This is a genomic window from Synechococcus sp. CS-1329 (assembly GCF_025128055.1).
Lineage (GTDB): Bacteria > Cyanobacteriota > Cyanobacteriia > PCC-6307 > Cyanobiaceae > Regnicoccus_A.
The window spans coordinates 108,602-131,191 of sequence record NZ_JAHLYS010000036.1; the positions used below are offsets into that span (position 1 = coordinate 108,602).

Sequence of the window (22,590 nt, forward strand, 5' to 3'; positions counted from 1 at the left end):
AGAGATGGTAGGGGTCGAGGCGGAGACGACCGAAATGATGCCCGGCAACGGCGAGCCGAACGGGCTGGCCGACATCACCCTGCTCGCCACGGCCGACTGGGACCATCCGCTCTGGACCAACAAACAGCATGTGGCCTGCTCCCTGGCCAAGCTGGGGCACCGGGTGCTCTACGTCGAATCGCTGGGTCTGCGCCCACTGCGCGCCGGCCGCTCCGACTGGAGACGGGTGCTGCAGAGGCTCCGCCATGGCCTGCGGCCGCCGCGGCCGGTGCGGGAGCGCCTCTGGGTCTGGTCCCCCCTGGTGCTGCCAGGGGCCCGCAGCGGCCCGGCCGCCTGGCTGAATCGCCAGGTGCTCCGGCTGGGGCTGGCCCGCTGCCGCCGCCGGCTGGGGCTGCGCCGTGACTGGCTCTGGACCTACAACCCCCGCACCCTCGACGTGCTCGACGCTGGGCCCTACCAGCGGCTCATCTATCACTGCGTCGACGCGATCCAGGCGCAACCGGACATGCCGGCCGCCGCGATCGACCGCGGCGAAGCCCGGCTCTGCGCCGAGGCCGATGCGGTGTTCGTCACCTCCCCCCAGCTGCTGAGCGACCTGCGGCCGCTGAATCCCCAGACCATCTACTACCCGAATGTGGCCGATGGCGCCCACTTCGCCCGCGCCCTGGACCCCAGCCTGGGCGTTCCCGCCGAGCTGGCCGCCCTGCCGGCGCCACGGATCGGCTTCGTCGGTGCCATCAGTGCCTACAAGCTGGATCTGTTGCTGCTGGAGACCCTGGCGCGGCGCCATCCCCACTGGTCTTTTGTGCTGATCGGTCCGGTGGGCGAGGGGGACCCCTCCACCGATGTGGCGGCCCTGGCGACCCTCGACAACGTGCACCTGCTGGGCACCAGGCCCTACAACGATCTGCCCGCCTATCTCAAAGGCCTGGATCTCGGGCTGCTGCCCCTTCGCCTCAGCCCCTACACCCAGGCGATGTTCCCGATGAAGTTCTTCGAATATCTGGCGGCAGGGCTGCCGGTGGTGGCCACGGCCATCGACGCTCTCGAGCCGTTCGGCCACCTGGCCCTGCTGCGCCAGCCCACGGCTGAAGCCTTCGCCGCCGCCATCAGCGCGGCCCTTGAGGGGGACGGACCGACACAGCAACAGCGGCTGGCGGGGGCTGCAGCCCACACCTACCGGGGCCGCACCGAAGCCATGCTGCAGGATCTGAGCCAACTGGTGTGAGCCCGATCCCATGCCCAGATCGACCAGCATCGTGACGGCCTGCATGAACCGCCAGGCCCACCTGCTGGAAGCGGCCCGACGGGTGACGGCCTGGGCCCACCACCAGGAGCATCTGATCGTCGACTGGAGCAGTGAGATCCCCCTGCGACGCTGCGATCTGCCAGCCGATCCGCGCATCCGGATCCTGCGGGTGAGCGGCGAAGACCGCTGGAATCTCTGCCGGGCCTACAACTTCGCCCTGGCGCACGCCCGCGGCACCTGCCTGTTCAAGCTCGACGCTGACTGCTGGCCGGAGGCTCTGGACCATCCTGATGTTCTGGCCGGGGCGACGCCGCTCTGCCGGTTCGGCAGCGGACCCGACGGCAGGCTGGGACAGTGGATCATCGATCGGGTCCTGGTCGAGCAGGTGGGCGGCTTCAACGAATTCCTCTGGGGCTACGGCTTCGACGACAAGGATCTCAAGGCGCGGCTGGGCTGCCTGCTGCCCCTGCCCCTTGAGACCCTGCCGGAGCAGGCGATCGGAGTGATCCGGCACTCGATCCACTACCGGGCCGCCCGCCGGGACGGGGTGGAGACGGAAACCCCCGGCCTTGAGCTGCGCCGCAGCCAGGCGTTGAAGTCGGCCACATCCCTGGCCAACCGGGTGCTGGCGGCCCACTGCCCCTGGCACGCCGGCGCGGCCCCCAGCCGCTATCTCCTGGGCGAGCCTGACCACTGGGTGGCCGAGCCAGGCTCCCTGCCCCGGCCACCGGCCGCCGTGGCCAGGGAGGTGAACCGCCTGCGGCGGGTGGTGTTCTGGAGCCGGTTCATGGCCATCCCCGAGATCTGCGTGGAGCGGCTGCCGGAGAAGCTGTTGCCGGCCGGCACGCTGGCAGCTGTGCCGATCTCCTGGTGGCATCGGGCCTACTGGCACACCATCCGGCGGCTGATCGAACTGCCGGTCAACATCCTCTCCAGCCTGCGGGGCTCCCTGCAGTCCACCCGGAGGATCCGTGAGTAGGCGTGCGGCCCTGCGGCTGATGCTGGAGCGTCGCAGCGGCAGGGTGGCGGCCTGGCTGTTGAGCCGTCCGATCGGGGCGGGTCTGCCCTCTCCCCTGCGCAGCCTGCTGCTGGGCAGCCGGGTGCATCGAGCCGTTGGCGCCAATGACGACGCCACGGCCCTCGCCGACCTGCACACCCTGGCCGAACGCCATGGCCGCCACGAACTGGTGCATCGGCTGCTGTTCCGCCGTGGCTTCCGCCCCAAGGACCCAGCCAGCCAGCGCCGGTTGCTCTGGGGGGTGGCTGGCCACCAGGTGTTCCACGACTCCCATCGCTCCTACGCCCTGATCAGCCTCTCCTACAGGAGCCTCAAGGATGGGGACAGCTCCCAGGCGGCCTTGCTGATCCCCCGGATCGAGGCCATGGCGGCAGCCCTGGAGAACGATCCCGCCACCCTCAGCTGCCCCCTGGGCAACCGCCGGAACCGGGCCAAGCTGCTGATCTCGTCGTACGCCACCCTGGTTCATCTGCACCTGCTGGTCCGTGACGGGGACGCGGTGGCACGCATCGGCGCCCGGGCGCTGGCCCTGGCGGAGCGGATGGATTACGAGCAGCTGCCCGCCGACGTGGCCTATCGGCTCACGACCAACCTGGCCCGCAGCCTCGGCATTGCTCAGCTCGATGCCTGGCGCCGCCAGGACGACGAGGGGCAGCGGCGCGCCCTCGTCGCACTGGAGGCCCTCCGGCTCGAAACCCTCAATCCCCGGCACGGTGGCAGCGGCGCCCAGGAGAACCACCGGCGTTTCGTGGCCGGCCTGCTGGAGTCGTACGCCACAGGCTCTGGGGAACAGGGCAGCAGCCCAGGACTTCGTCCCCGCCTGGAGCCGATCCAACCGGAGCGGATCCTCAACGTGGCCACAGCGGAGCTGAACGAGCGCCTGGCGGAATTTCTGAGCTGCTGATGCGAATCCTGCTGTACATCGATTCGCTCAAAGCCGGTGGTGCCGAACGCGTCACGCTTCAGTTCGCCGCCTGGCTCAACCAGGCGGGCCATGACGTCACCGTGCTCACCCGCCATGGACCGTCCTGGGACTTTTATCCGATCGATGCCGAGGTCCGGCGCGTCGTGGAACTCGACTCCGCCCGTGCCCTCGGTCCGCTCGGCTTTCCCTGGCGCCTGCTGGCCCTGCGCCGCCAGCTCCGGCGCCTGAGGATCGAGCTGGCCATCGGCATGACCACCCTGCCGGCGATCAAGCTGCTGCTGGCCAGCCGAGGCCTCGGTGTGCCCGTGGTGGTGTCGGAGCGTAATTACCCACCGGCCAAGCCCCCTTCAGCGCCGTGGCGGCTGCTGCGACGGCTTGCCTACCCCTGGGCAGCCCTGCACCTGGTGCAGACCGAGGCCATCGCGGCCTGGCTGCGGCGGCAGGGGCTGGCCCGGCAGACGGCCTGTCTCCCCAACGCGGTGGCCTGGCCCCTGGCGAGCTTCGAGCCCCGTCTTGATCCCGCCGACTGGCTCGATCCATCCTGGCCGGTGATCCTGGCGGTCGGCACCAAGTCGCATCAGAAGGGGTTCGACCGGCTGGTGGGCGCCTTCGCCCGGATTGCGGCGGACCATCCCGACTGGCGGCTGGTGATTGTGGGGCTCGAAGCTCGCCCGTATCACGGCGATGATCAGGTGGCGGCCCTGCGCGGGCTGCTGCCGGCGGACGCGTCGCTGCAGCGGCGGTTGGTGCTTCCCGGCAAGGCCGGCAACGTGGCCGACTGGTATGGCCGGGCCGACCTGTTCGTGCTGAGCTCCCGCTACGAAGGCTTCCCGAATGTGCTGCTGGAAGCCATGGCCTGTGGTTGCGCCTGCCTGGCGCTCGACTGCCCGACCGGCCCGGCGGAGATCCTCGAACCGGGCCAGAACGGCTGTCTTCTCGCCGCCGACGCGGACGAAACCGAACTCGCCGCGGCCCTCAGCCGGCTGATGGCCGATCCGGACTGCCGCCATGGTCTGGGCCAGGCGGCACGGGGGGTGCGTGAGCGCTTCGCGCCCGAGCGGATCAAGGGGCACTTTCTTGAGCGGCTCCAGCCCCTGCTTCAGGGCGGTCGCGATGGTGGGGGCCCATGAGCGCCCCTTCTGCAGAGCAGCGACAGAAGCCGCTCAAACTGCTGGTGTTCGTCCCGAGTCGCCGGGCCCCGTCCGAGACCTTCATCCGGGCAAATCTGCGGGCGCTCCCCTATGCCACCAGCGTCTACTGCGGCGACGAGCGGCCCTGGGGTGGTCCGCCGCTGCGGCTGGCCTTCGGACTGGCGATCCTGGTCAGCAAGGTGCTGGATCGAGCGGGCTGGCAGCGGCTGGCCAACTGGCTTCCCTCGAGGATGGCCATCGCCATCTGCCGCCAGGAGCGGCCTGATGTGGTCCTGGCCGAATTCGGCTTCCATGCCGTGCGGGTGATGGACCTGGTGCCCGCCACCGGGCTGCCGCTGATCGTTCACTTCCGCGGGGCCGACGCCTCTTCGCGCCTCTACCTGGAGCGGCTGGGGCCGCAGTACCGGCGGCTGCTGCAGCTGTGCAGCGCCGTGGTCGTCAAATCGCAGCCGATGGCGAACACCCTGCGGTCCCTGGCCCTGGAGCGGGCCACGCCACTGCCACTGCTGATCAGTCCCTCGGGCGCCGACCCCGATCACTTCGGCGGCTCCGATCCGGCGGCGGCGGCGCCCCTGTTCCTGGCGGTGGGACGATTCGTGGCCAAGAAGGGTCCACTGCTCACCCTGGAGGCCTTCGCCCGGGCCGCCAGGGGGCGTTGCTCCGACCTGCGCTTGGTGATGGTGGGGGCCGGCCCCCTGCTGGCGGAGGCTCGGCAGCGGGCGCGGGCACTGGGGGTGGAGGGGCAGGTGCTGTTCACCGGCCTGCAGACGCCGGAGCAGGTCGCCGGCTGGATGCGACGCAGCCGCTGCTTCCTGCAGCACTCGCTGACCGGGCCTGACGGCGACCAGGAGGGCTCACCCGTCGCGGTGATGGAAGCCCAGCTCAGCGGTCTGCCCGTGGTGGCCACGCGCCATGCCGGAATTCCCGAGGTGGTGCTGGAGGGAACAACCGGTCTGCTGGTGGAGGAAGGCGACTGGGAGGGCATGGCCCGTGCGATCGGGCTCCTCGCCGATGATCCATCCCTGGCGGCGCAGCTGGGGCGCGCCGGTCGGGCCCGCTGCGCGGCGCGGTTCACGGTGGCGCATCACATCAAACAGCTGATGGCCCTGATCGAGCGTGTACGCTCCGACCCCTCCCCCTCCGACACTCGGCCAGCTCCATAAGGTCGGCATCCCCTCTGTCGAGCCGCCTTCCCGCCATGGCCAACCCGAACCTGCTGCTGATCCGGGGCCTGGGCCACAGCGGCACCACCATCCTCGATCTCATCCTCGGCAGCCACTCCCGCATGGTCGGCCTGGGGGAAGCGGTGCGGATCCTCGAGCCCATCAGCCCCGGCCAGGAACAGCGGGGTCCGGCCCAGCTGCGCCAGGAGCTCCGGCACACGCGCCGGTGCACCTGCGGGGAAACGGCGGCGCACTGCCCGGTCTGGGGCCCACTGCTGGAGTGGCTGCCGGCCCATGACGAGAGCGCGATCACCGACAAGCTTCAGCGGCTGCTGGGCCAGGTGAGCGGCCTGAGTCGCAGCGATCACCCCATCACCTGGGCCGTGGACTCCTATCAATCCGATCTGCAGGTCCCGCTGCTGCCAATGCCGGGCGTGGAGGTGCGGCTGGTCCACCTGGTGCGCGATGTGCGCTCCTGGGTCCACTCACGCTCCAGTGGATCCCGCTCCGCCCCCGGGGCCGCCTGGCGGTCGCTGGCCCGCTGGGCCCGCACCAACGCCCAGGTGACCAGGGTGCTGCAGCGCTCCGGTCGGCCCGTGTTCCTGCTCGGCTACGAGGAACTGGCCCTGGCACCGGAAGCCGCGATCACCAAGCTCTGCGCCTGGCTCAACCTCGACTATGAGCCGGCGATGCTCAGACCGGCCCAGGCCGCCGAGGGCAGTCACATCCTCTCGGGCAACCGCATGCGCTTCGATCCGTCCCGATCCTCCGCCATCCGGTACGACACCCGCTGGCTCAGCGGCAGTCACCCGTGGATCGGTCTCGCGGCCCAGCTCCCGCCCCTCCAGGCCATGAACCGCCGCCTCGTCTACTCCAACCAGCTGCTCTGAGCCAGCCTCCGAGCCGTAGGCTGGCCTGATGGTCGGACCCAGCCACGCTCCCTCTGATTCGGGTGGCTTCCTGGCCGGTCTCAACGACGCCCAGCGCCGGGCGGTGGATCACCACGTGGGACCCCTGCTGGTGGTGGCCGGCGCCGGCAGCGGCAAAACGCGGGCGCTCACCCACCGCATCGCCCACCTCATCGGCCACCACGGCGTCGATCCCCACCAGCTGCTGGCCGTCACCTTCACCAACAAGGCGGCGCGGGAGATGAAGGAGCGGCTGGAGTTGCTGCTGGCCCAGCGGCTGGCCGGCAGCCAGTTCGGCCAGCCCTTCAGCACCCTGCAGCCCCAGCAGCAGCGGCAGCTGCGCAACCGCATCTACCGGGAGGTGACCAAGGAGCTCTGGATCGGCACCTTCCACGCCCTGTTCGCGCGGCTGCTGCGCTTCGACATCGACAAGTACAAGGACCCGGAAGGGCTCAGCTGGACCCGCCAGTTCTCGATCTACGACGAATCCGACGCCCAGACCCTGGTCAAGGAGATCGTCACCCAGGAGCTGGGCCTCGACCCCAAGCGCTTCGAGCCCAAAAAAGTGCGCTGGGCGATCAGCAATGCCAAGAACCAGGGCTGGCTGCCGGATGTGATGGAGGCCAAGGCCGAGGGGGTGCGCGGCCGCAAGGAGGCCGAGGCCTACCGGCTCTACCGCCGCGCCCTCGCCGCCAACAATGCCCTCGACTTCGACGACCTGCTGCTGCTGCCGGTTCAGCTGCTGCAGAGCAACGAGCAGGTCCGTCACTACTGGCATGGCCGCTTCCGCCACGTGCTGGTGGACGAATACCAGGACACCAACCGCACCCAGTACGACCTGATCAAGCTGCTGGTGACCGGCGGCCGCGACCCCGAAACCTTCAACGACTGGGGCGGGCGCTCGGTGTTCGTGGTGGGCGACGCCGACCAGAGCATCTACAGCTTCCGGGCGGCTGATTTCACGATCCTGATGGGCTTCCAGGACGACTTCGGCGACCGGGCCAGCGATGAGGCCACCCGCACGATGGTGAAGCTGGAGGAGAACTACCGCTCCACCGCCACAATCCTGGAGGCGGCCAACGCCCTGATCGCCCACAACAGCGAGCGCATCGACAAGGTGCTGCGCCCCACCCGCGGCGAGGGCGAGCTGATCACCCTCACCCGCTGCGACGACGAGATCGCCGAGGCCGAGGCGGTGGTCCACCGCCTGCGGATGCTGGAGGCGGCCCACCCCGAGCTGAGCTGGGGCGACATGGCGATCCTCTATCGCACCAACGCCCAGAGCCGGGCGATGGAGGAATCCCTGGTGCGCTGGGGGATTCCTTACATCGTTGTGGGCGGTCTGCGCTTCTACGACCGGCGCGAGATCAAGGATGTGCTGGCCTATCTGCGCCTGCTGGTGAACCCTGCCGACAGCGTCAGCCTGCTGCGGGTGCTGAACGTGCCCCGGCGCGGCATCGGCAAAACCACGGTGCAGCGCCTCAGCGATGCCTCCGCCCAGCTGGGCATGCCGCTGTGGGAGGTGGTGAACGACGCGGAGGCCGTGCGCTCCCTGGCCGGTCGCTCCGCCAAGGGGCTGCTGCAGTTCAGCGAACTGATCAGCGATCTCAGCGGCCGCATCCAGGACGCGCCCCCATCGGAGCTGGTGCAGCGGGTGATGGAGCAGAGCGGCTACCTGGCCGAACTGATCACCGAGGGCACCGATGAGGCCGAGGAGCGGCGGCGCAACCTGCAGGAACTGGTGAACGCCGCCCTGCAGTACCAGGAGGAGAACGAGGAGGGGTCGCTGGAGGGTTTCCTGGCCTCCGCCGCCCTGGCCAGCGATGCCGACAGCAAGGACACCGCCGCCGACCGGGTCACCCTGATGACCCTGCACGCCAGCAAGGGACTGGAGTTTCCGGTGGTGTGCCTGGTGGGGCTGGAGCAGGGACTCTTCCCCAGCTACCGCTCCCTGGAGGATCCCTCCGCCCTGGAGGAAGAGCGGCGCCTCTGCTACGTGGGCATCACCCGCGCCAAGGAGCGGCTGTTCCTCTCCCACGCCAGTGAGCGGCGGCTGTGGGGCGGCATGCGCGAGCCGGCCATTCCCTCGGTGTTCCTCTCGGAGCTGCCGCCGGAGCTGGTGCAGGGCGACATCCCCCAGAGCGGTGGCGCCGCCATCCGGCGGGAGCAGCGGCTGGATCGCCTCACCCGGGTGGACCGCCAGGAGAGCCAGCGGCTGGCTGGCGGCAGTGCCTCGGCCCCCACCAATGCGGTGCGGCGCCGGGCGCCGGGGCGGGCCTGGGCCATCGGCGATCAGTTGCGCCACGCCAGCTTCGGGGTCGGTACGATCACCCACCTGTTTGGCTCGGGGGAAAAAATCTCGATCGCCGTGAAGTTCGAAGGGATGGGGCCGAAGATCCTCGACCCCCGGCTGGCCCCGATCGAGGCCATCGATGCCTGAAGCCGGTCCGATCAGCCGATCGAAGCTGGAGGAGCCCCGCTGGTGGATCGAGCCGATGCTGGAGCGTTCCAGGGCCTGGATTGAGCGGCGGCGCGAACCGCTGGAACGCTTCAGCGACCTTCTGCTGGGCCTGGGCGTGCTGATGGCCTGGACCCAGAACGACACCACCAGTGCACTGGCGGCCCTCCTCTGGCTGGTGCTTCGCCTGGTGATCAGTCCAGGAAGTCGAAACTTCAACTGGGTCCTGATTCTGATCCTGCTGCTGAATCTGCGGGGCGTGGTGCTGCACGAGGGCACCAAACCCTTTTCTCACATTGAGTACATCGTCCTGATCGCCGCCTTGGTGGCCGGCGTGGGGCGGACCCTGCGGCATTGGCAGGCCTCCCTGGTGGCGATCGCGGCGGCCGGTGTGATCGGTTTCATCTTCAATCTCACCCCTTTGGTCACCTCCCTGCAGGCCATCTGGTCCGGCCAGGCCGCGCTACCCGGCTATCTGGGCCAGACCTGGGGAGGTCAGTACTTCCGGGTCGGCGCTCTGAGCGTCAACCAGACAGCTTTTCTCTGCGGTCTGACCCTCTGCCAGAGCGCCATTGTGGCGATCCGCAGCAGGGGTCGCCTGCGAACGCTGATGACGCTGGCCGCCCTGACCAGCGCCCTGGCGGCCTTCGCCACCGGCTCCCGCCTGGCGGTGCTGCTCCCCCCGCTGCTGGTGGGGACCGCCCTCGCCCTGACACGCCGATCTCCGGTGTGGCGGCCGAGGCGAATCACCCTGGTGATCGGAGCGGCGGCGCTGGCTCTGGTGCTGGTCGTGGCCCACCAGAGCGGCTTGGGCTCCTGGCTGCTGCAGATGTTCGGCGAACGCAAATCCACTGGAGATGACGGCCGCATCGCCGTGCTGGCCTGTTATCTCGGCCTACCCTTCCTGGAGCCGGGTTTCTGGTTTTTCGGGGCAGGCTACGGAGCGGCCAGAGTTCGCTTCTGCGACGAAGATGTGGGGATCACGGTGAGCCATGCCCACAACTTCATCGTTCAGATCATCGCTGACTCAGGTCTGATCAGTGCCGCTGCCGTCACCGTGACGGCCGTCTTGGTCTTCGGTCGGCTGAAGCGGCTGTTACCGGCCAGCACCGGAGCTGGCGCCACGGACCACCAGGCCCATGTGATCGCACCGGCCCTGCTGGCCAGCTGCCTGTTTCTGCTGATCTTCAACAGCTTCGAGCTGACGACGATGAAGGTGACGATGCTCATTGCTCTGTTCGGCTTTCTGCCGGCCTGTGGCTTCTGGGTCCAGCCACCATCCGACGCCGGCGCAGAGCCCCTGGAGCCAGTGCCGCCCACCGGCGCCACCCATCCGTAGCCGACAGGACCTCTCAGCGCAGCGCTGCACGCCCCTCGCCTTCCCTGACCACTCTCGCCAGCCCTTCCTTTGAACCGAACGGATCCGTCGACGCGCAGCCCTTTCAACGTCCAGGCCTTCGTCTCACTGATCAGCGATGCCTTGCTGGTGCTGGCTGTCGTGTTGCTGTTCATCGAGGATGGCAAGCGCTACAGCGCCGGAGCCACCACCCTCTGGCTCGCCATCGAGACCCTGCGCCTGTCCGGTGCCAGGCCCTGGTCCCTGGGGGCGCTGTCCATCCTGGCCCTGAACGTGCGAGGCATCGTGCTCGAGGACGGCCCGACCCCCGTCTCCCACATGGACTACGTGGTGATCATCATCGCCGTCCTGGTGGGCTTCGGCCGCGACGCCGCCCACTGGCGCCGCACGGCTGCCCTGGTCAGCGGAGCCTGCCTGCTGGGCGTGCTGCTCAACGCCGAAGTGATCTTCGATTTCGCCTGGTGGTCGATCGAGTATCAGGCCCAGAGCCTCACCAAGAACTCGACGGCCCTGCTGGCTGGAATCGGCGCCCTCAGCGGCGTGATGGCGGCCCTGCTGGGCCGTCATCAGTGGCGCTGGTGGCTGCCGATGATCCCCTGCATCCTCGCCAGCTTTGTGCTGGCGAAAGCCACCACCTCGCGCGCCGCCCTTGGGCTGGTGCCCCTGGCCCTGCTGCTGGCCGGTCTGTTGATCAGCCGCGATCGGCTCAGCTCAGCGTTCCGCACTCGGCTCACGGCGCTCTCCCCCCCCATCCGCCGCGGGCTCGGCCTGGCCGCCGTGCTGGTGCCCATCTCACTGGTGGCGATCGCCCTGGTGGTGGAGATCACGGCACCGGGAGGCCTGCTGCGCTGGTTCAGCGGCCTCTACGGGGCGGAGAACATCGCCAACGACATCGGCAGGCTGCGGGTGTGGGAGTGCTATCTCGGGTTGCCGTTCAAAGGTGAGAACCGCTTCATCTATGGAGTCGGTTTTCAGAACTCCTGGCAGATCTGGTGCACCCCGGAGGTGACAGGACGGTTCCTCACCCATTCCCATAACATCCTGCTGCAGATCTGGGCGGAAAACGGAGTTCTTCCCTTCAGCCTGATTCTGGTCCTGCTGGTGCTGATGATCCGGCGGGTGCTGCGCAACACGGCGCAGCGCTCTGATCAGGGCCGGAGCCGGGAGATGGGCGGTGCGCTGGCCTTCTCCAGCACCGCCATGTTCCTCTATATGATCGGTTTCCATATGGTGGAGCTGGGCATGATGAAAGTGCCTCTGCTCACCGCCCTGTTCGGATATTTCCTGGGCTCCATCTATCCAGCCGCCAAGCCAGGCCAGCGCTCACTCCAGGTCGATCACCACAGCGCCGGATGAGGCCGCCAGCTCGCTGACGTGCCGTTTGACGCCGAATTCCCCATCGGCCACCTCCACGCTGTAGATGCGGGCCGGCGTGCGCAGCGGGATGGTGGTGGAGAACCGACAGCCTCGATAGAACCAGGTTCCGTCAGCTTCTCGCTCCTTGGCCAGCACCTTCCCAGCCCCCAGGACACCCGAGCCGATCACGTCGCCCCGTTCGTCACGGATCACCACCTCGGCGGTGGGACTGACCCGTCGGTACTCGCCGATGCCCTGGCAGGCGAGGGTGTCGGCATCGAAACTCATGGCCCGCTGACCAGCGGTCGACACCGGCGTCCGCAGGGACTTCTGGTTGCTGGAGGCCACGATGAAAGTGAGGTCAAGGGACTGAGGGGGGTCATGCCGCCCGCAGCCGCTGAGCAGAACCAGCCCGCAGAGGGCGCCGGTTCGAGCAGAGATCATCGAGGGGCGGAATCGCATGAAGCGGGGACATCGCCCCGGAGGATAGAGCGCATCTCTTCAGGGTCACGAACCCGATCAAATCCCCAGTAGGGCTGCAACAGGGAGCGGAGGGCGGCGGCCGTGTCGCCAGCTGGCGCGGCAGGGGCCGACCCCACCTGGCGGCTGAGAAGGGCGGCCAACTGGCCGCTGAGCGCCAGGCGCTGTCCCCACTCAACGGCCTCGACGTCGGCCTGACCGGGCCGCAGGGCGGAGAGGTCCTGCTCTGGAGCCACGTCGATCCAGTGCAGATCAAGATCCAGCGCCACTCCGTAGCCCAGGTGGGTGCCGAAGGCATTGGTCGCCAGGCCCTGACAGAGCTCCATCAAGGTGCGCAGGGCATCGAGGAACCAGGGGTTGGAGCGGTGGCCGTTGCAGGCCACGATCCAGTCATCTGGCAGAGCGGGGCACTCGGGGTCTTTCCAATGCCTCAGCCAGATCACCGAGCGGTAGCCCCCGGCCGCCTGGATCCCACGGACGGCGTCGAGGCAGGCGGAGAGATCCATCCGGCGCTCCACCGCATCCCAGCTGTGGGCCAGCACCACCAGCAGAGTGGGGCCAAGCTGGCCCCGCAGCGCCTCCTGCCGCTGCGGGGCCAGCAACGAGCGGGCGTAGGCGATCCAGGGGCCAATCGCCAGGGCCGGCTGGCCGAACCGCTCCTGGACCCACTGGGCCCGGAGGGGTCCCATGCACAGGAAAGCCTTCGACCAGGGCCTGGGGCTCTCGAAGCCCGACTCCCGCGACACCTTCAGCCCATGCTCGAGCAGCAAGGGCAGGGGGGTCCCCACCAGCTCCAGTCCGGCGTGCCGCTTGAGCAGGATGTCGTGGCCATAGTGGTGCGACGACTTCTCGCGCTCACGCCGGGCCGGGGTGTGGAAGGCCGGCAGATCACAACTGGAGCGAAAGCGTCCCCCCTCCCAGAGGTCGTGGCAGACCCGGGGAGCGAAGGGCTCGCTGTGGAAGGCCTGGTGCACCAGGCCGGCATAGGCGGCCAACGCCTCCTGCTCCTGCCCTTCGCCCAGGAACCGCCGTCTCTGGCCCTTCAGCCACCAGTGGAAATCCTCCCGCCGGCGCCTGAGCAGGCCACTCCTAAGCATTGGTGTCCGTCCAGCCTTGGCGCAACAGGGCGTTCATCCGGCCGCGGCGGCGCGCAATCGCTTCGGCCAGGGCGCGGATGGCGCCATGGCCACCGGGTTGAGGCAGCACCAGGTCGGCCCGGCGGCGAAACCAGCCTGGCGCATCCGCCGGAGTGAGCAGCAGCCCGACGTGATCGCGCACCACCAGATCATTGAGGTCGTCGCCCACATAGGCCGTCTCACTCGGCGCCACACCCAGCAGCCCGCCCAGCTCGACGATGGCGGCGGCCTTGTCCTTCACGCCCACCAGGGCATGGCGAATGCGCAGGTGGGCGGCACGCAGCTGGGTGGCCCCGCCGCGGCCGCCACTGAGGCAGGCCACCTCGATGCCCAGCGACTGAATCAGACGGATGCCCAGGCCATCGCGCACGTCGAAGCGCTTGAGCGGTTCACCCTCGGATCCGTAATACAGACCGCCATCAGTGAGCACACCATCGACATCGAGCACCAACAGGCGCAGCCCATCGAGGCGGCGGCCACAGACCAGCAACCCGAGCTGGAAACGCAGTTGACGCAGAAGGGAGGAGTGCTGCACAGGGGATGGCTGGAAGGCGGCCAGGGGGCCTAGAGCGTGCTGACCGCGACTGGGGCCTGCTGGAGCGGCGCGCGGATCGCCAACAGCTGCTCCAGCAGAGGTTCAAGCCGGTGCAGGGGCACCATGTTCGGCCCATCACTGAGGGCCTGGTCCGGATCGGGATGCACCTCCATGAACAGCCCGTCCACCCCGACGGCCACAGCGGCGCGGGCCAGGGGAGCCACGAATTCCCGCTGTCCTCCACTGCTGGTGCCCTGTCCACCGGGCTGCTGCACCGAATGGGTGGCGTCGAAGATCACCGGGCAGCCCAGGTCAGCGAGCTGGGGCAGGCTGCGGAAATCCACCACCAGGGTGTTGTAACCGAAGCTGTTTCCTCGCTCCGTCAACCAGATCTCGGGAGCACCCGCCTGCCTGAGCTTGGTCACCACCTGGGCCATGTCCCAGGGGGCGAGAAACTGACCCTTCTTGACGTTGATGACCTTGTCGGTGCCGCTGGTGGCCTCGGCGGCGGCGATCAACAGGTCGCTCTGACGGCAGAGAAACGCCGGGATCTGCAGCACATCCACCACCTCCGCCACGGGGGCAGCCTGCTGGCTTTCGTGGATATCGGTGAGCACGCGCAGGCCGTAGCGCCGCTTGACTTCGGAAAGAACATCCAGGCCAGCCGCAACACCCGGCCCGCGGAAGGAACGGCCCGAGCTGCGATTGGCCTTATCAAAACTTGCCTTAAAGATGTAAGTGATGCCCAAGCGATCCGTGATGGCCTTCACTTTCTCGGCGATCTCGAACACCAGATCTGGGCTCTCGATCACACAGGGACCAGCGATCAGGGTGAAAGTCATCAGGGCAGCGGCAGAATCGGGAGATGGACTGAACGAACTGGGGTTGAACCCGCCAAGCTCAGGAGAAGCTAAGGATCAGGATCCAACGAGTTTGCGCTCCAGCGAGGCGAGATCCCTGAAGGAATCGGAGCGTTCCACCAATTCGCGGAAATTACCGGACGCCTTGATTCGGCCCTGGTGGAACTCATAGATGCGGTCGCAGCGCATCACCGTGGAGAGGCGATGGGCGATCACCACAGTGGTACATCTCCGACCGATCACATCAAGGGCTTCAATCACATCACTCTCGGTGCGATTGTCGAGGGCACTGGTGGCTTCATCCAGCAGCAGAAACTCCGAACCTCGATAAAATGAGCGTGCCAGAGCGAGGCGCTGGCGCTGCCCACCGGACAACTGCAGCCCGTTCTCTCCGATCGGGGTGTGCAGGCCATAGGGAAATTCACTGACGAATTCATCCAGTTGGGCGGCCTCCAGTGCCGCCCAGACCGAATCCTGATCGATCTCATCGGCAGGCTGGCCGAAAGCCACGTTCTCAAGAACACTGGCATCCAGCAGATTGATGAATTGAGGAACCTGGGAGCAGCAGGCTTGCCAGGCCGGCACGTCGAAGCTGGAGACGGGAATGCCATCGAGGGAGAGGTGGCCCTTGCCGGGGCTGAGCAAAGCCAGCAGCAGCTGGGCCGTGGTGGTTTTGCCACTGCCGGTGGCCCCCACGAACGCCACACGGGAGCCCACGGGAATGCTGAGATCAATCCCTTTGAGCACCCAGTCATGGGAGCCCGGATAGGCGTACCAGACATCCTCCAGTCCGATCGTGCGTGTGGGCATCACGCCTTTGGGGGAGGGAACACCAGGATCCCCCAGGACCGGAAGTCCCGCGGGCAGCGTCAGGTACTCAATGGTCTTGTCGATCACCGGCAGACCGCCACGCAGCTGGTTGAGCGAACTGAAGAACTCCTGCAGAGGGGGAGTGAGTCGCAGGGCTGCAATCGCCAGAGAGGAGATGAAAGGGATGATCTCCGTGACGCTGGAGCGATTCCCATTCAGCAGAGCAGGAACAGCGCCAACAGCGAAGATCAGGGTGATGCCCAAGGGTTCAATCAAAAAGCGGGGCACCACCGGCAACAGCTCGGCCGACCAGGCATACTCCTTGGCCTTTTCGCCGGTTTCAATAAAAGCCTTGCGGAAGAAGGCTTCTGAGCCGGTGAGCTTGATGTCGCGAATGGAGCCGAGTGACTCGAGCAGGATGTGGGCCGTGCGGGCCTCCAGCCGCAGCTTCTGCTTGGAGGCATGGCGCAGGTAGGGGGTGATCAGCTGTGAGAGCACCAGATAGGAGCCGACCAGCGACACGATCAGCACCACAGCCGACCAGCGGCCGATCACCAGCACCCCGAAGGAAAGCAACAGAATCGAGAAGATACTGCTAAACATCTTCAGCAGAGGATTGACTACCGAATTAGACGTTTTTTTGATATGGCTCAGCAGCATCGCCGATAATTTGGCCGTGCTCCTTGAAAGGTGATATTCATAACCCTGAGCCAGAACATTGGCATGGATCTTATTTGAAAGGTCGATCCATACCCTGGCCGTGAGGCGCTGCTGGAAGAACTGCAGACCGAGCTTGCTGAACGAGGCCGCCCAGGCCAGCAGGGCAAACAGCAGGATGAGCCAGATGCTCTGGTCGATCTCATCACCGCCGAAAATGCGCACCCCGGGGATGCGATCCTCAAGGGGTCGGCCGACGAGCGCTCCCATCAACCGAGCGATCACTCCGACGGAGGCCAGGTCGATCAGACCAGGCAGAATCGACAGAGGCACCAGGATCTTCAGCTGCTTGATCCGTTCCCGGGGCAGGAATGTGAGCAGGGTGCGCAGCTGTCGGTACGTCCGGCTCTTCGAGAGCGGGTTCAATCGCCTGACGGACTCAACGGTGGTCACAACCCTATGGGAGGCGACCACCATTCCCGACCCGAAGCGGCCAGCGCCTTAGCCGCCCCCGCACCTGCCGCAGCCTCAGGCTCCAGCCGGGGGGCGAGCGCAGGGCCGCAGCCTGACCCTGGAGCAGCCGGCTCCAGTGGGCATCCATCTCCTCGAGCGCCCGCTCCCAGCGGTGTCGCAGCGCCAGCTCCGAGCAGCCCTCCAGCAGCCGCTCCAGCCGTGCCGGCGGGGGAAGCCAAGCGCCGGGGTCAGCCACGGCCGCCGCGATCCGCTCCAGATCAGCCTCCATGGTCCCGCAGCCGATCTGATGGCCGAGCAGGCCGGGATCAAGGCTGTCGGCCAGGGCGTGATTGAGGCTGCTGAACAGGACGCAACCACAGGCCAGGGCCTCGATCGGCGGCAGTCCGAAACCCTCGCTGACGCCGCGCCCCCGCCAGTAGTCGGCCGAGTCGTAGAGCACCACCGCAGCGCTGTTGAACAGACCGACCAGGTCCTCCACCCAGCCCCGTTGGACCTCCACCCGCAGCCCCCTGGCCCGCAGGGCAGGAACGAGCCGATCCAGCACGTAGGCGCTGCACTTGCGCTCCTGCACCAGCACGTCGATGGGGCGTGGCCCCGCGGCGCCCTGCTCGCGCCGACGCTCCCCCCGCTCCAACCACGCAGCCTCCAGGGCATTGGGCACCAGGAAGAGGGGATTGCGGGCGGCCCTCTCCCCCCAGTATCCAAGGGTGTTGCGACTCACCGCCAGCACAGGGACACCGGGCGGCAGCCCAAAACCATAGCCGCTGCTGTGGGCGTGGTAAGCCACGGGCCGACCGCACAGCCGGCGCAACAGCCGGGGCACATCAAAACCCCAGCTGACGATCCAGAGGCTGTGGGCCGGAGGCTCCTCCCGCGCCAGCAGATCATCAAGGAAAGGCTGGTCGGCTTCGCGCTGGCGGTAGGTCACGACCGAGGTCGGCCGCAGCGAGGCGGTGAGCTGGGCCGTCTGCAGTTCGACCTGCAGGCCACCGCAGCGGAAGCGGCCGGTGGTGCCAGGCACCAGAAAGCGGAGGGGTCGCACGGGATCCGGCTCGATCGCCAACGACTCTGGCTCAGGCCGTGACCGGCCCTGAGCTCAGGCCACGACGGCTTCGGTGCTGCCGGTGCGCTGACGGCGGGTGAGGAAGCCGAAGAGCACCTTGCCGATGGCGGCCACCAGGTTCCCTTCCAGCTCCTGGAACATCACCATGTTGAGGTGGAAGGCATGGTTGGCCTCGGCCACGATGCGATCGGCCATGGCCTGATCGATCGGCAGCTGATCGAGGCTGGTGCGGTAATTCGCCTTGAATCCCTTCTCATCGGGGATGGCGTCGAATTCATAGAAGCGCAGGCCATCGTGATCGCCCAGATTCATCGCCTTCTGGGCGATGTTCTTGAGGATCTGACCGCCGGAGAGATCGCCGATGTAGCGGGTGTAGTGGTGACCCACCAGCAGCTCGGGGGATTCAGAGGCCACCTGATGCAGCCGGGCCACATAGGCCTCAGCGCCCGGGGTGGGGCTCACCTGCTGACGCCAGTCGGAGCCGAAGTAGAAGGCCAGGTCGGCCTCAAGGGCAGCGCGGCGGTTGAGGGCATCGCTGGCGATCGGGCCGACGACGGGGTGAGCCTTGAGCTTGCCGATCTCCTCTTCCATCGCGTTGTAGACGAAGTAGAGGTCGGCCACCAGCTTGCGGTAGCTGATCTTGTCGACCACCCCCTTGAGGAAGCAGGTCACGAAGCCGGTGTTCTCGGCCATCGTGTGCGCTTTCTTGGTGCCTTCGCGCAATTGGGACGCCAGGTCGACAGCCATCTCAGCCGGGTGCTGTTTGTACGGAACAATCAACGTAGGGCTGATGGGCGGCGAGGCCCCAGGTTGGTTGCGAAGGTTTAAGCGGCCCGCTCCTGCTGGTCCGGATCGCGGGCCAGCAGGGCGAACAACTCGCGGCACACCTGCTGCAACTTCTCCACCACCTCGGCCTCGGGCAGGTTGGGGCCGCTGGGGCACCAGTCGCCCACGGTGGCCAGCCGCCACTGCTCCCCCTGGAAGGTCATGCCGTTGAGCACCACCCCCAGCAAGCGCGGCGGCGTGCCCTGGGCCGGAGCGGGGGCGGCGGCGAGGCGCAGCTGCATCAGCAGGCTGCGGCACTGCAGTCGTGGGCTCCAACCCGGGAAGTGGAAGGCCAGGTCCACCGACTCCTCCTCAGCGAAACGCCGGGTGACGGGGTCGTCGCGCCAGGGGGTGAGGTTGGCCCTGGCATCGGGGAAATGACGCCGGAACAGGCCGGCCGCGGAAGCGATGGCCTGGGCCATCTCCGGACTGCGGGCCAGGTCTGCCGCATTCATGGCGTTTCCCCTGAGCAGACGTGCGAATGAAGCTGAACTTAGGCTCGCCCCACCGATTCCATGCTGCAGCGTGCCGCAGGCCGCTGCGAGTCATAGTCGGCGGATGAGCACGGTCCACCTGCCTCATCCGCACTCACCTCGCATGATCTGCCGCCGATGGCGTCCACCCCAGCTCCCGCCTACGACCAGCTGACCCCGCCCAGCAGCGGCAGCCCCATCCGCTTCGAGAACGGCCTGCCGGTGGTGCCGAATGATCCGATCATTCCCTTCATCCGCGGCGACGGCACCGGCGTGGACATCTGGCCCGCCACCCAGCGGGTGCTGGATGCGGCGGTGGCCAGGGCCTATGGCGGCGAACGCCGGATCGAGTGGTTCAAGGTGTACGCCGGCGACGAGGCCTGCGAGCTCTACGGCACCTATCAGTACCTGCCCCAGGACACGCTCACCGCCATCGAGCAGTACGGGGTGGCGATCAAGGGACCGCTGACCACTCCGATCGGCGGGGGCATCCGCTCGCTCAACGTGGCCCTGCGCCAGATCTTCGATCTCTATTGCTGCGTGCGCCCCTGCCGCTACTACACCGGCACCCCCAGCCCGCACAAGCGGCCCCAGGACCTTGATGTGATCGTCTACCGGGAGAACACCGAAGACATCTACATGGGGATCGAGTGGGAAGCCAGCGATCCGGTGTGTGTGGAGCTGATCGCCCACCTCAACGACGTGGTGATCCCGGCCAACGGCAAGCTGGGCAAGCGCACCATCCCAGCCGGTTCCGGCATCGGCATCAAGCCGGTGAGCAAGGCCGGCACCCAGCGCCATGTGCGCAAGGCGATCCAGCACGCCATGAAGCTGGAGGGCGCCAAGCGCCACGTGACCCTGGTGCACAAGGGCAACATCATGAAATTCACGGAGGGGGCCTTCCGGGATTGGGGCTATGAGCTGGCCACCAGTGAGTTCCGCGAGGTCTGCGTGACCGAGCGCGAGAGCTGGATCCTCGACAACCTCGCCCGCAACCACGGCCTCAGCGTCGAAGACAACGCCCGCCTGATCGAGCCCGGCTACGACAGCCTCACCCCCGAGAAAAAAGCGGCGGTGGACAGCGAGGTGAAGGAGGTGCTGGCGGCCATCGGCGAGAGCCACGGCTACGGCAAGTGGAAATCGATGGTGCTGGTCGACGACCGCATCGCCGACAGCATCTTCCAGCAGATCCAGACCCGGCCCCAGGAGTACTCCGTGCTCTGCACCCTCAACCTCAACGGCGACTACATCTCCGATGCCGCCGCCGCGGTGGTGGGCGGCCTGGGCATGGCGCCGGGGGCCAACATCGGCGATCACGCCGCCATCTTCGAGGCCACCCACGGCACCGCCCCCAAGCACGCCGGCCTCGACCGCATCAACCCCGGCTCGGTGATCCTCTCGGGCGTGATGATGCTCGAATTCATGGGTTGGCAGGAGGCTGCCGATCTGATCACCAACGGCATCAGCGCCTCGATCGTCAACGGCCAGGTCACCTACGACCTCGCCCGACTGATGGAGCCTCGGGTGGAGCCGGTGAGCTGCTCCGGCTTCGCCGAGGCGGTGATCAGCCACTTTGGCGGTGGCAGCTGAGGACGGGTATGGTCGCCTCTCGCTGGGAGTCAGGCCATCGGGGAGACCTCGCAGCAGGGCGGCCGCAGGGGCGAAATTGACGGCCTCCGGGCCGTGGCGATCGTTGCGGTCATCCTCAATCACCTGAACGAGTCGCTTCTGCCCAGCGGCTTCATCGGGGTCGACGTCTTTTTCGTGATCTCCGGCTATGTGATCACGCGATCACTGGAGCGGAAGGAACCGGCCCACAGCCGCGGGGCCTTTCTGGCGGCGTTCTACCGCCGGCGCATCCAGCGGCTGGTGCCGGCCCTGGCGGTCTGTGTCGTGGTCACGGCGCTGCTGACCTGCCTGGTCGTTCCAGATCCAGCCGACTCACTCTGGACCGGACTGCTGGCACTGGCCGGTGGCTCGAACCTGTTTCTGTTCGATCAGGCCACCGATTACTTCGGCTCCAGCGGGCTGCTCAACACCTTCACCCAGACCTGGTATCTGGGGGTCGATTATCAGTTTTATCTGATCTTTCCCCTGGCGGTCTGGCAGCTCGGTCTCGGTCGGGACGGAGCTGCGGGTCGCCGGCGTTTCCGCCTCGGGATGGCCGTGCTGGCCGCCCTCTCGTTTCTCCTGTTCCTGCACCGCCGCGAGCTGGATCCTTCCGCAGCCTTCTTCCTGCCCGGCCCCAGGGTCTGGGAGCTGGCGGTGGGCTGTCTGATGGCTTCGCCCTGGCAGGGCCAGCGGCTGAATCCAGCTCAGGCCAGAGCTGGCGACTGGGTGGCCTGGGGGGCGCTCTCCGCTCTGGTGGGGGTGACCCTGCTGCCCCAGGACCAGGGACCGATCCCGCTGCTGGTGAGTGTGGCGGCGACCTGCGCCCTGATCACGACCCTGCGGAGAGAGTCGTCGCTCGGCCGGATCCTGACCTGGCCGCCGGTGCTGCGTCTCGGTCTGATCTCCTACTCGCTGTACCTCTGGCACTGGAGTGTCATTGCCCTCAGTCGCTGGACCGTGGGGATCCATGCCTGGAGTGTGCCGGTTCAGCTGCTGCTGATCCTGGGGCTGGCTGAAGCCTCCTACCGGTGGATTGAGACTCCATTCGGCTCGAAGCCGTGGACGGCCGACAACCGCCGCTCCATTCTGATCGGCTTCGGTCTCAACGCCGCCGCCGCCGCCTTGCTGCTGCTGATCAGCGATGGGCTGGGCAGCACTCTCTACGCAGGTGAGCGGCCGGCCACACTCTCGGAGCAACGCCAGAAGCAGCGCATCGCCGGTACGGCCATCACCGGATCCGACTGTCTGGTCAATCGCAAGAAGCGACTCAACCGACGCCAGATCGCGGCGCAATTCGAGGTCTGCTCCGCCGCCCCGCCTTCGGGCAGCGGGGCCGAGGCCAGAACCCTCTTTGTGGTGGGAGACAGCCACGCCGCGGCCCTGATTCCGCTGGCCGCCGACCTGCACCAGAGCGGGCTGGGGATCACGCTGTTGACCAAGGCAGGCTGTCCGTTCCCCGCCACCGCCCATGGGCACCTGGATCCAGGTTGCGCGCGCTTCCAGCGGAACGTCGCCAAGCAGATTCGTGCCGTCGGCCGGCCCGGCGACGCCGTGCTGATCGCGGGGTATCAGTTGAGCCACCTGGGCAGCGGCCTGGAGGCCAGCCGGGATGGCTTCCTGGATCGAAGCGGAGAGCCCGTCCGCGGCAGCGCAGACAAGACGGCGCTCTACACCGAGGCGCTGGGAGCTTTTTCGGCGAAGGCCGAAGCCGCCGGTCTGCAGGTCATCCTGATCGGGGCGGGGCCAAGGCTGATTGGACGGGACACCTGTCTGCCGGAGTGGTTCCGGCCGGCGCGCTGGAACGAGATCTGTCTGGAGGCCCTCCGGGTGGAAGCGATCGACGCCAGCAGAATGAATGCACAGCTGAGGCAGGCCCTGCCCGCCGGCGTTCGCTTCATCGATCCGATGCGGTGGATCTGCCCGAAGGGGTGCTCCCTCGCCGACATGCGCAAGCTGCTGGCCGACGACGACCATCTCACCGACACAGCGGTACGGCAGCTGAAGCGGCCGTTGCTGGATCTGCTGTCCCCAGGCGAAACACCAGCACCTGAGTCGGCGGCAAACCGGGCAGACTGAGGCCC

General features: G+C 67.5%; 19 protein-coding genes. 11 read left to right on the forward strand and 8 right to left on the reverse strand.

Annotation, left to right across the window (positions count from 1 at the left end):
- The first annotated feature begins 4 nt into the window (after positions 1–4).
- From KQ304_RS08945 to KQ304_RS08985, 9 genes are all read left to right on the forward strand, one after another.
- Positions 5–1,228 (forward strand): glycosyltransferase, encoded by a 1,224-nt coding sequence (locus tag KQ304_RS08945; RefSeq protein ID WP_259736743.1) that lies wholly within the window; start codon positions 5–7, stop codon positions 1,226–1,228.
- Positions 1,229–1,238: 10 nt separating this feature from the next.
- Complete coding sequence (locus tag KQ304_RS08950; RefSeq protein WP_259736744.1) at positions 1,239–2,228, forward strand: glycosyltransferase family 2 protein; 990 nt, start codon at positions 1,239–1,241, stop codon at positions 2,226–2,228.
- Positions 2,221–3,171 carry a hypothetical protein gene (locus KQ304_RS08955; protein WP_259736745.1) on the forward strand — a complete coding sequence of 317 codons (951 nt, stop codon included), beginning with the start codon at positions 2,221–2,223 and terminating at the stop codon, positions 3,169–3,171. The genes KQ304_RS08950 and KQ304_RS08955 overlap by 8 nt, the downstream gene beginning before the upstream one ends.
- Positions 3,171–4,322, forward strand: a complete 1,152-nt coding sequence (locus tag KQ304_RS08960; protein ID WP_259736746.1) for a glycosyltransferase — start codon at positions 3,171–3,173, stop codon at positions 4,320–4,322. The genes KQ304_RS08955 and KQ304_RS08960 overlap by 1 nt, the downstream gene beginning before the upstream one ends.
- Positions 4,319–5,506, forward strand: a complete 1,188-nt coding sequence (locus tag KQ304_RS08965; RefSeq protein WP_259736747.1) for a glycosyltransferase — start codon at positions 4,319–4,321, stop codon at positions 5,504–5,506. Before KQ304_RS08960 ends, KQ304_RS08965 begins: the two co-directional genes overlap by 4 nt.
- 35 nt (positions 5,507–5,541) lie before the next feature.
- Positions 5,542–6,396, forward strand: coding sequence for a sulfotransferase (locus KQ304_RS08970; RefSeq protein WP_259736748.1), 855 nt, complete (start codon positions 5,542–5,544; stop codon positions 6,394–6,396).
- A 28-nt stretch (positions 6,397–6,424) separates the two neighbouring features.
- Positions 6,425–8,854 carry a UvrD-helicase domain-containing protein gene (locus KQ304_RS08975; protein ID WP_259736749.1) on the forward strand — a complete coding sequence of 810 codons (2,430 nt, stop codon included), beginning with the start codon at positions 6,425–6,427 and terminating at the stop codon, positions 8,852–8,854.
- Positions 8,847–10,211 carry an O-antigen ligase family protein gene (locus KQ304_RS08980; protein WP_259736750.1) on the forward strand — a complete coding sequence of 455 codons (1,365 nt, stop codon included), beginning with the start codon at positions 8,847–8,849 and terminating at the stop codon, positions 10,209–10,211. Before KQ304_RS08975 ends, KQ304_RS08980 begins: the two co-directional genes overlap by 8 nt.
- A gap of 69 nt (positions 10,212–10,280) precedes the next feature.
- Entirely contained in the window at positions 10,281–11,585 is a 1,305-nt protein-coding gene (locus tag KQ304_RS08985; RefSeq protein ID WP_259736751.1) for an O-antigen ligase family protein, read from the forward strand.
- Here KQ304_RS08985 and KQ304_RS08990 read toward each other — a convergent pair.
- From KQ304_RS08990 to KQ304_RS09025, 8 genes are all read right to left on the reverse strand, one after another.
- Positions 11,553–12,029, reverse strand: a complete 477-nt coding sequence (locus KQ304_RS08990; RefSeq protein ID WP_259736752.1) for a hypothetical protein — start codon at positions 12,027–12,029, stop codon at positions 11,553–11,555. The genes KQ304_RS08985 and KQ304_RS08990 overlap by 33 nt on opposite strands.
- Positions 12,026–13,162, reverse strand: a complete 1,137-nt coding sequence (locus KQ304_RS08995) for a hypothetical protein (protein WP_259736753.1) — start codon at positions 13,160–13,162, stop codon at positions 12,026–12,028. Before KQ304_RS08995 ends, KQ304_RS08990 begins: the two co-directional genes overlap by 4 nt.
- A complete protein-coding gene (locus tag KQ304_RS09000; RefSeq protein ID WP_259736754.1) occupies positions 13,155–13,736 on the reverse strand; it encodes an HAD family hydrolase in 582 nt (193 codons plus the stop codon). The genes KQ304_RS08995 and KQ304_RS09000 overlap by 8 nt, the downstream gene beginning before the upstream one ends.
- 29 nt (positions 13,737–13,765) lie before the next feature.
- Positions 13,766–14,578 (reverse strand): 3-deoxy-8-phosphooctulonate synthase, encoded by an 813-nt coding sequence (gene kdsA / locus KQ304_RS09005; RefSeq protein ID WP_259736755.1) that lies wholly within the window; start codon positions 14,576–14,578, stop codon positions 13,766–13,768.
- Between the two features lie 75 nt (positions 14,579–14,653).
- Complete coding sequence (locus KQ304_RS09010) at positions 14,654–16,489, reverse strand: ABC transporter ATP-binding protein (RefSeq protein WP_259736756.1); 1,836 nt, start codon at positions 16,487–16,489, stop codon at positions 14,654–14,656.
- A gap of 31 nt (positions 16,490–16,520) precedes the next feature.
- A complete protein-coding gene (locus KQ304_RS09015) occupies positions 16,521–17,579 on the reverse strand; it encodes a glycosyltransferase family 1 protein (RefSeq protein ID WP_259736780.1) in 1,059 nt (352 codons plus the stop codon).
- Positions 17,580–17,633: 54 nt separating this feature from the next.
- Positions 17,634–18,347: a heme oxygenase (biliverdin-producing) gene (locus KQ304_RS09020; RefSeq protein ID WP_259736757.1), complete on the reverse strand. Its 714-nt coding sequence runs from the start codon at positions 18,345–18,347 to the stop codon at positions 17,634–17,636.
- A gap of 77 nt (positions 18,348–18,424) precedes the next feature.
- Positions 18,425–18,880, reverse strand: coding sequence for a hypothetical protein (locus KQ304_RS09025; protein WP_259736758.1), 456 nt, complete (start codon positions 18,878–18,880; stop codon positions 18,425–18,427).
- Positions 18,881–19,036: 156 nt separating this feature from the next.
- On the opposite strand from KQ304_RS09025, the gene KQ304_RS09030 reads away from it, so the two are divergent.
- Together KQ304_RS09030 and KQ304_RS09035 are read left to right on the forward strand one after the other, a co-directional pair.
- Entirely contained in the window at positions 19,037–20,488 is a 1,452-nt protein-coding gene (locus KQ304_RS09030) for an NADP-dependent isocitrate dehydrogenase (RefSeq protein WP_259736759.1), read from the forward strand.
- Positions 20,489–20,563: 75 nt separating this feature from the next.
- Positions 20,564–22,585, forward strand: a complete 2,022-nt coding sequence (locus KQ304_RS09035) for an acyltransferase family protein (protein WP_259736781.1) — start codon at positions 20,564–20,566, stop codon at positions 22,583–22,585.
- Positions 22,586–22,590 lie beyond the last annotated feature (5 nt).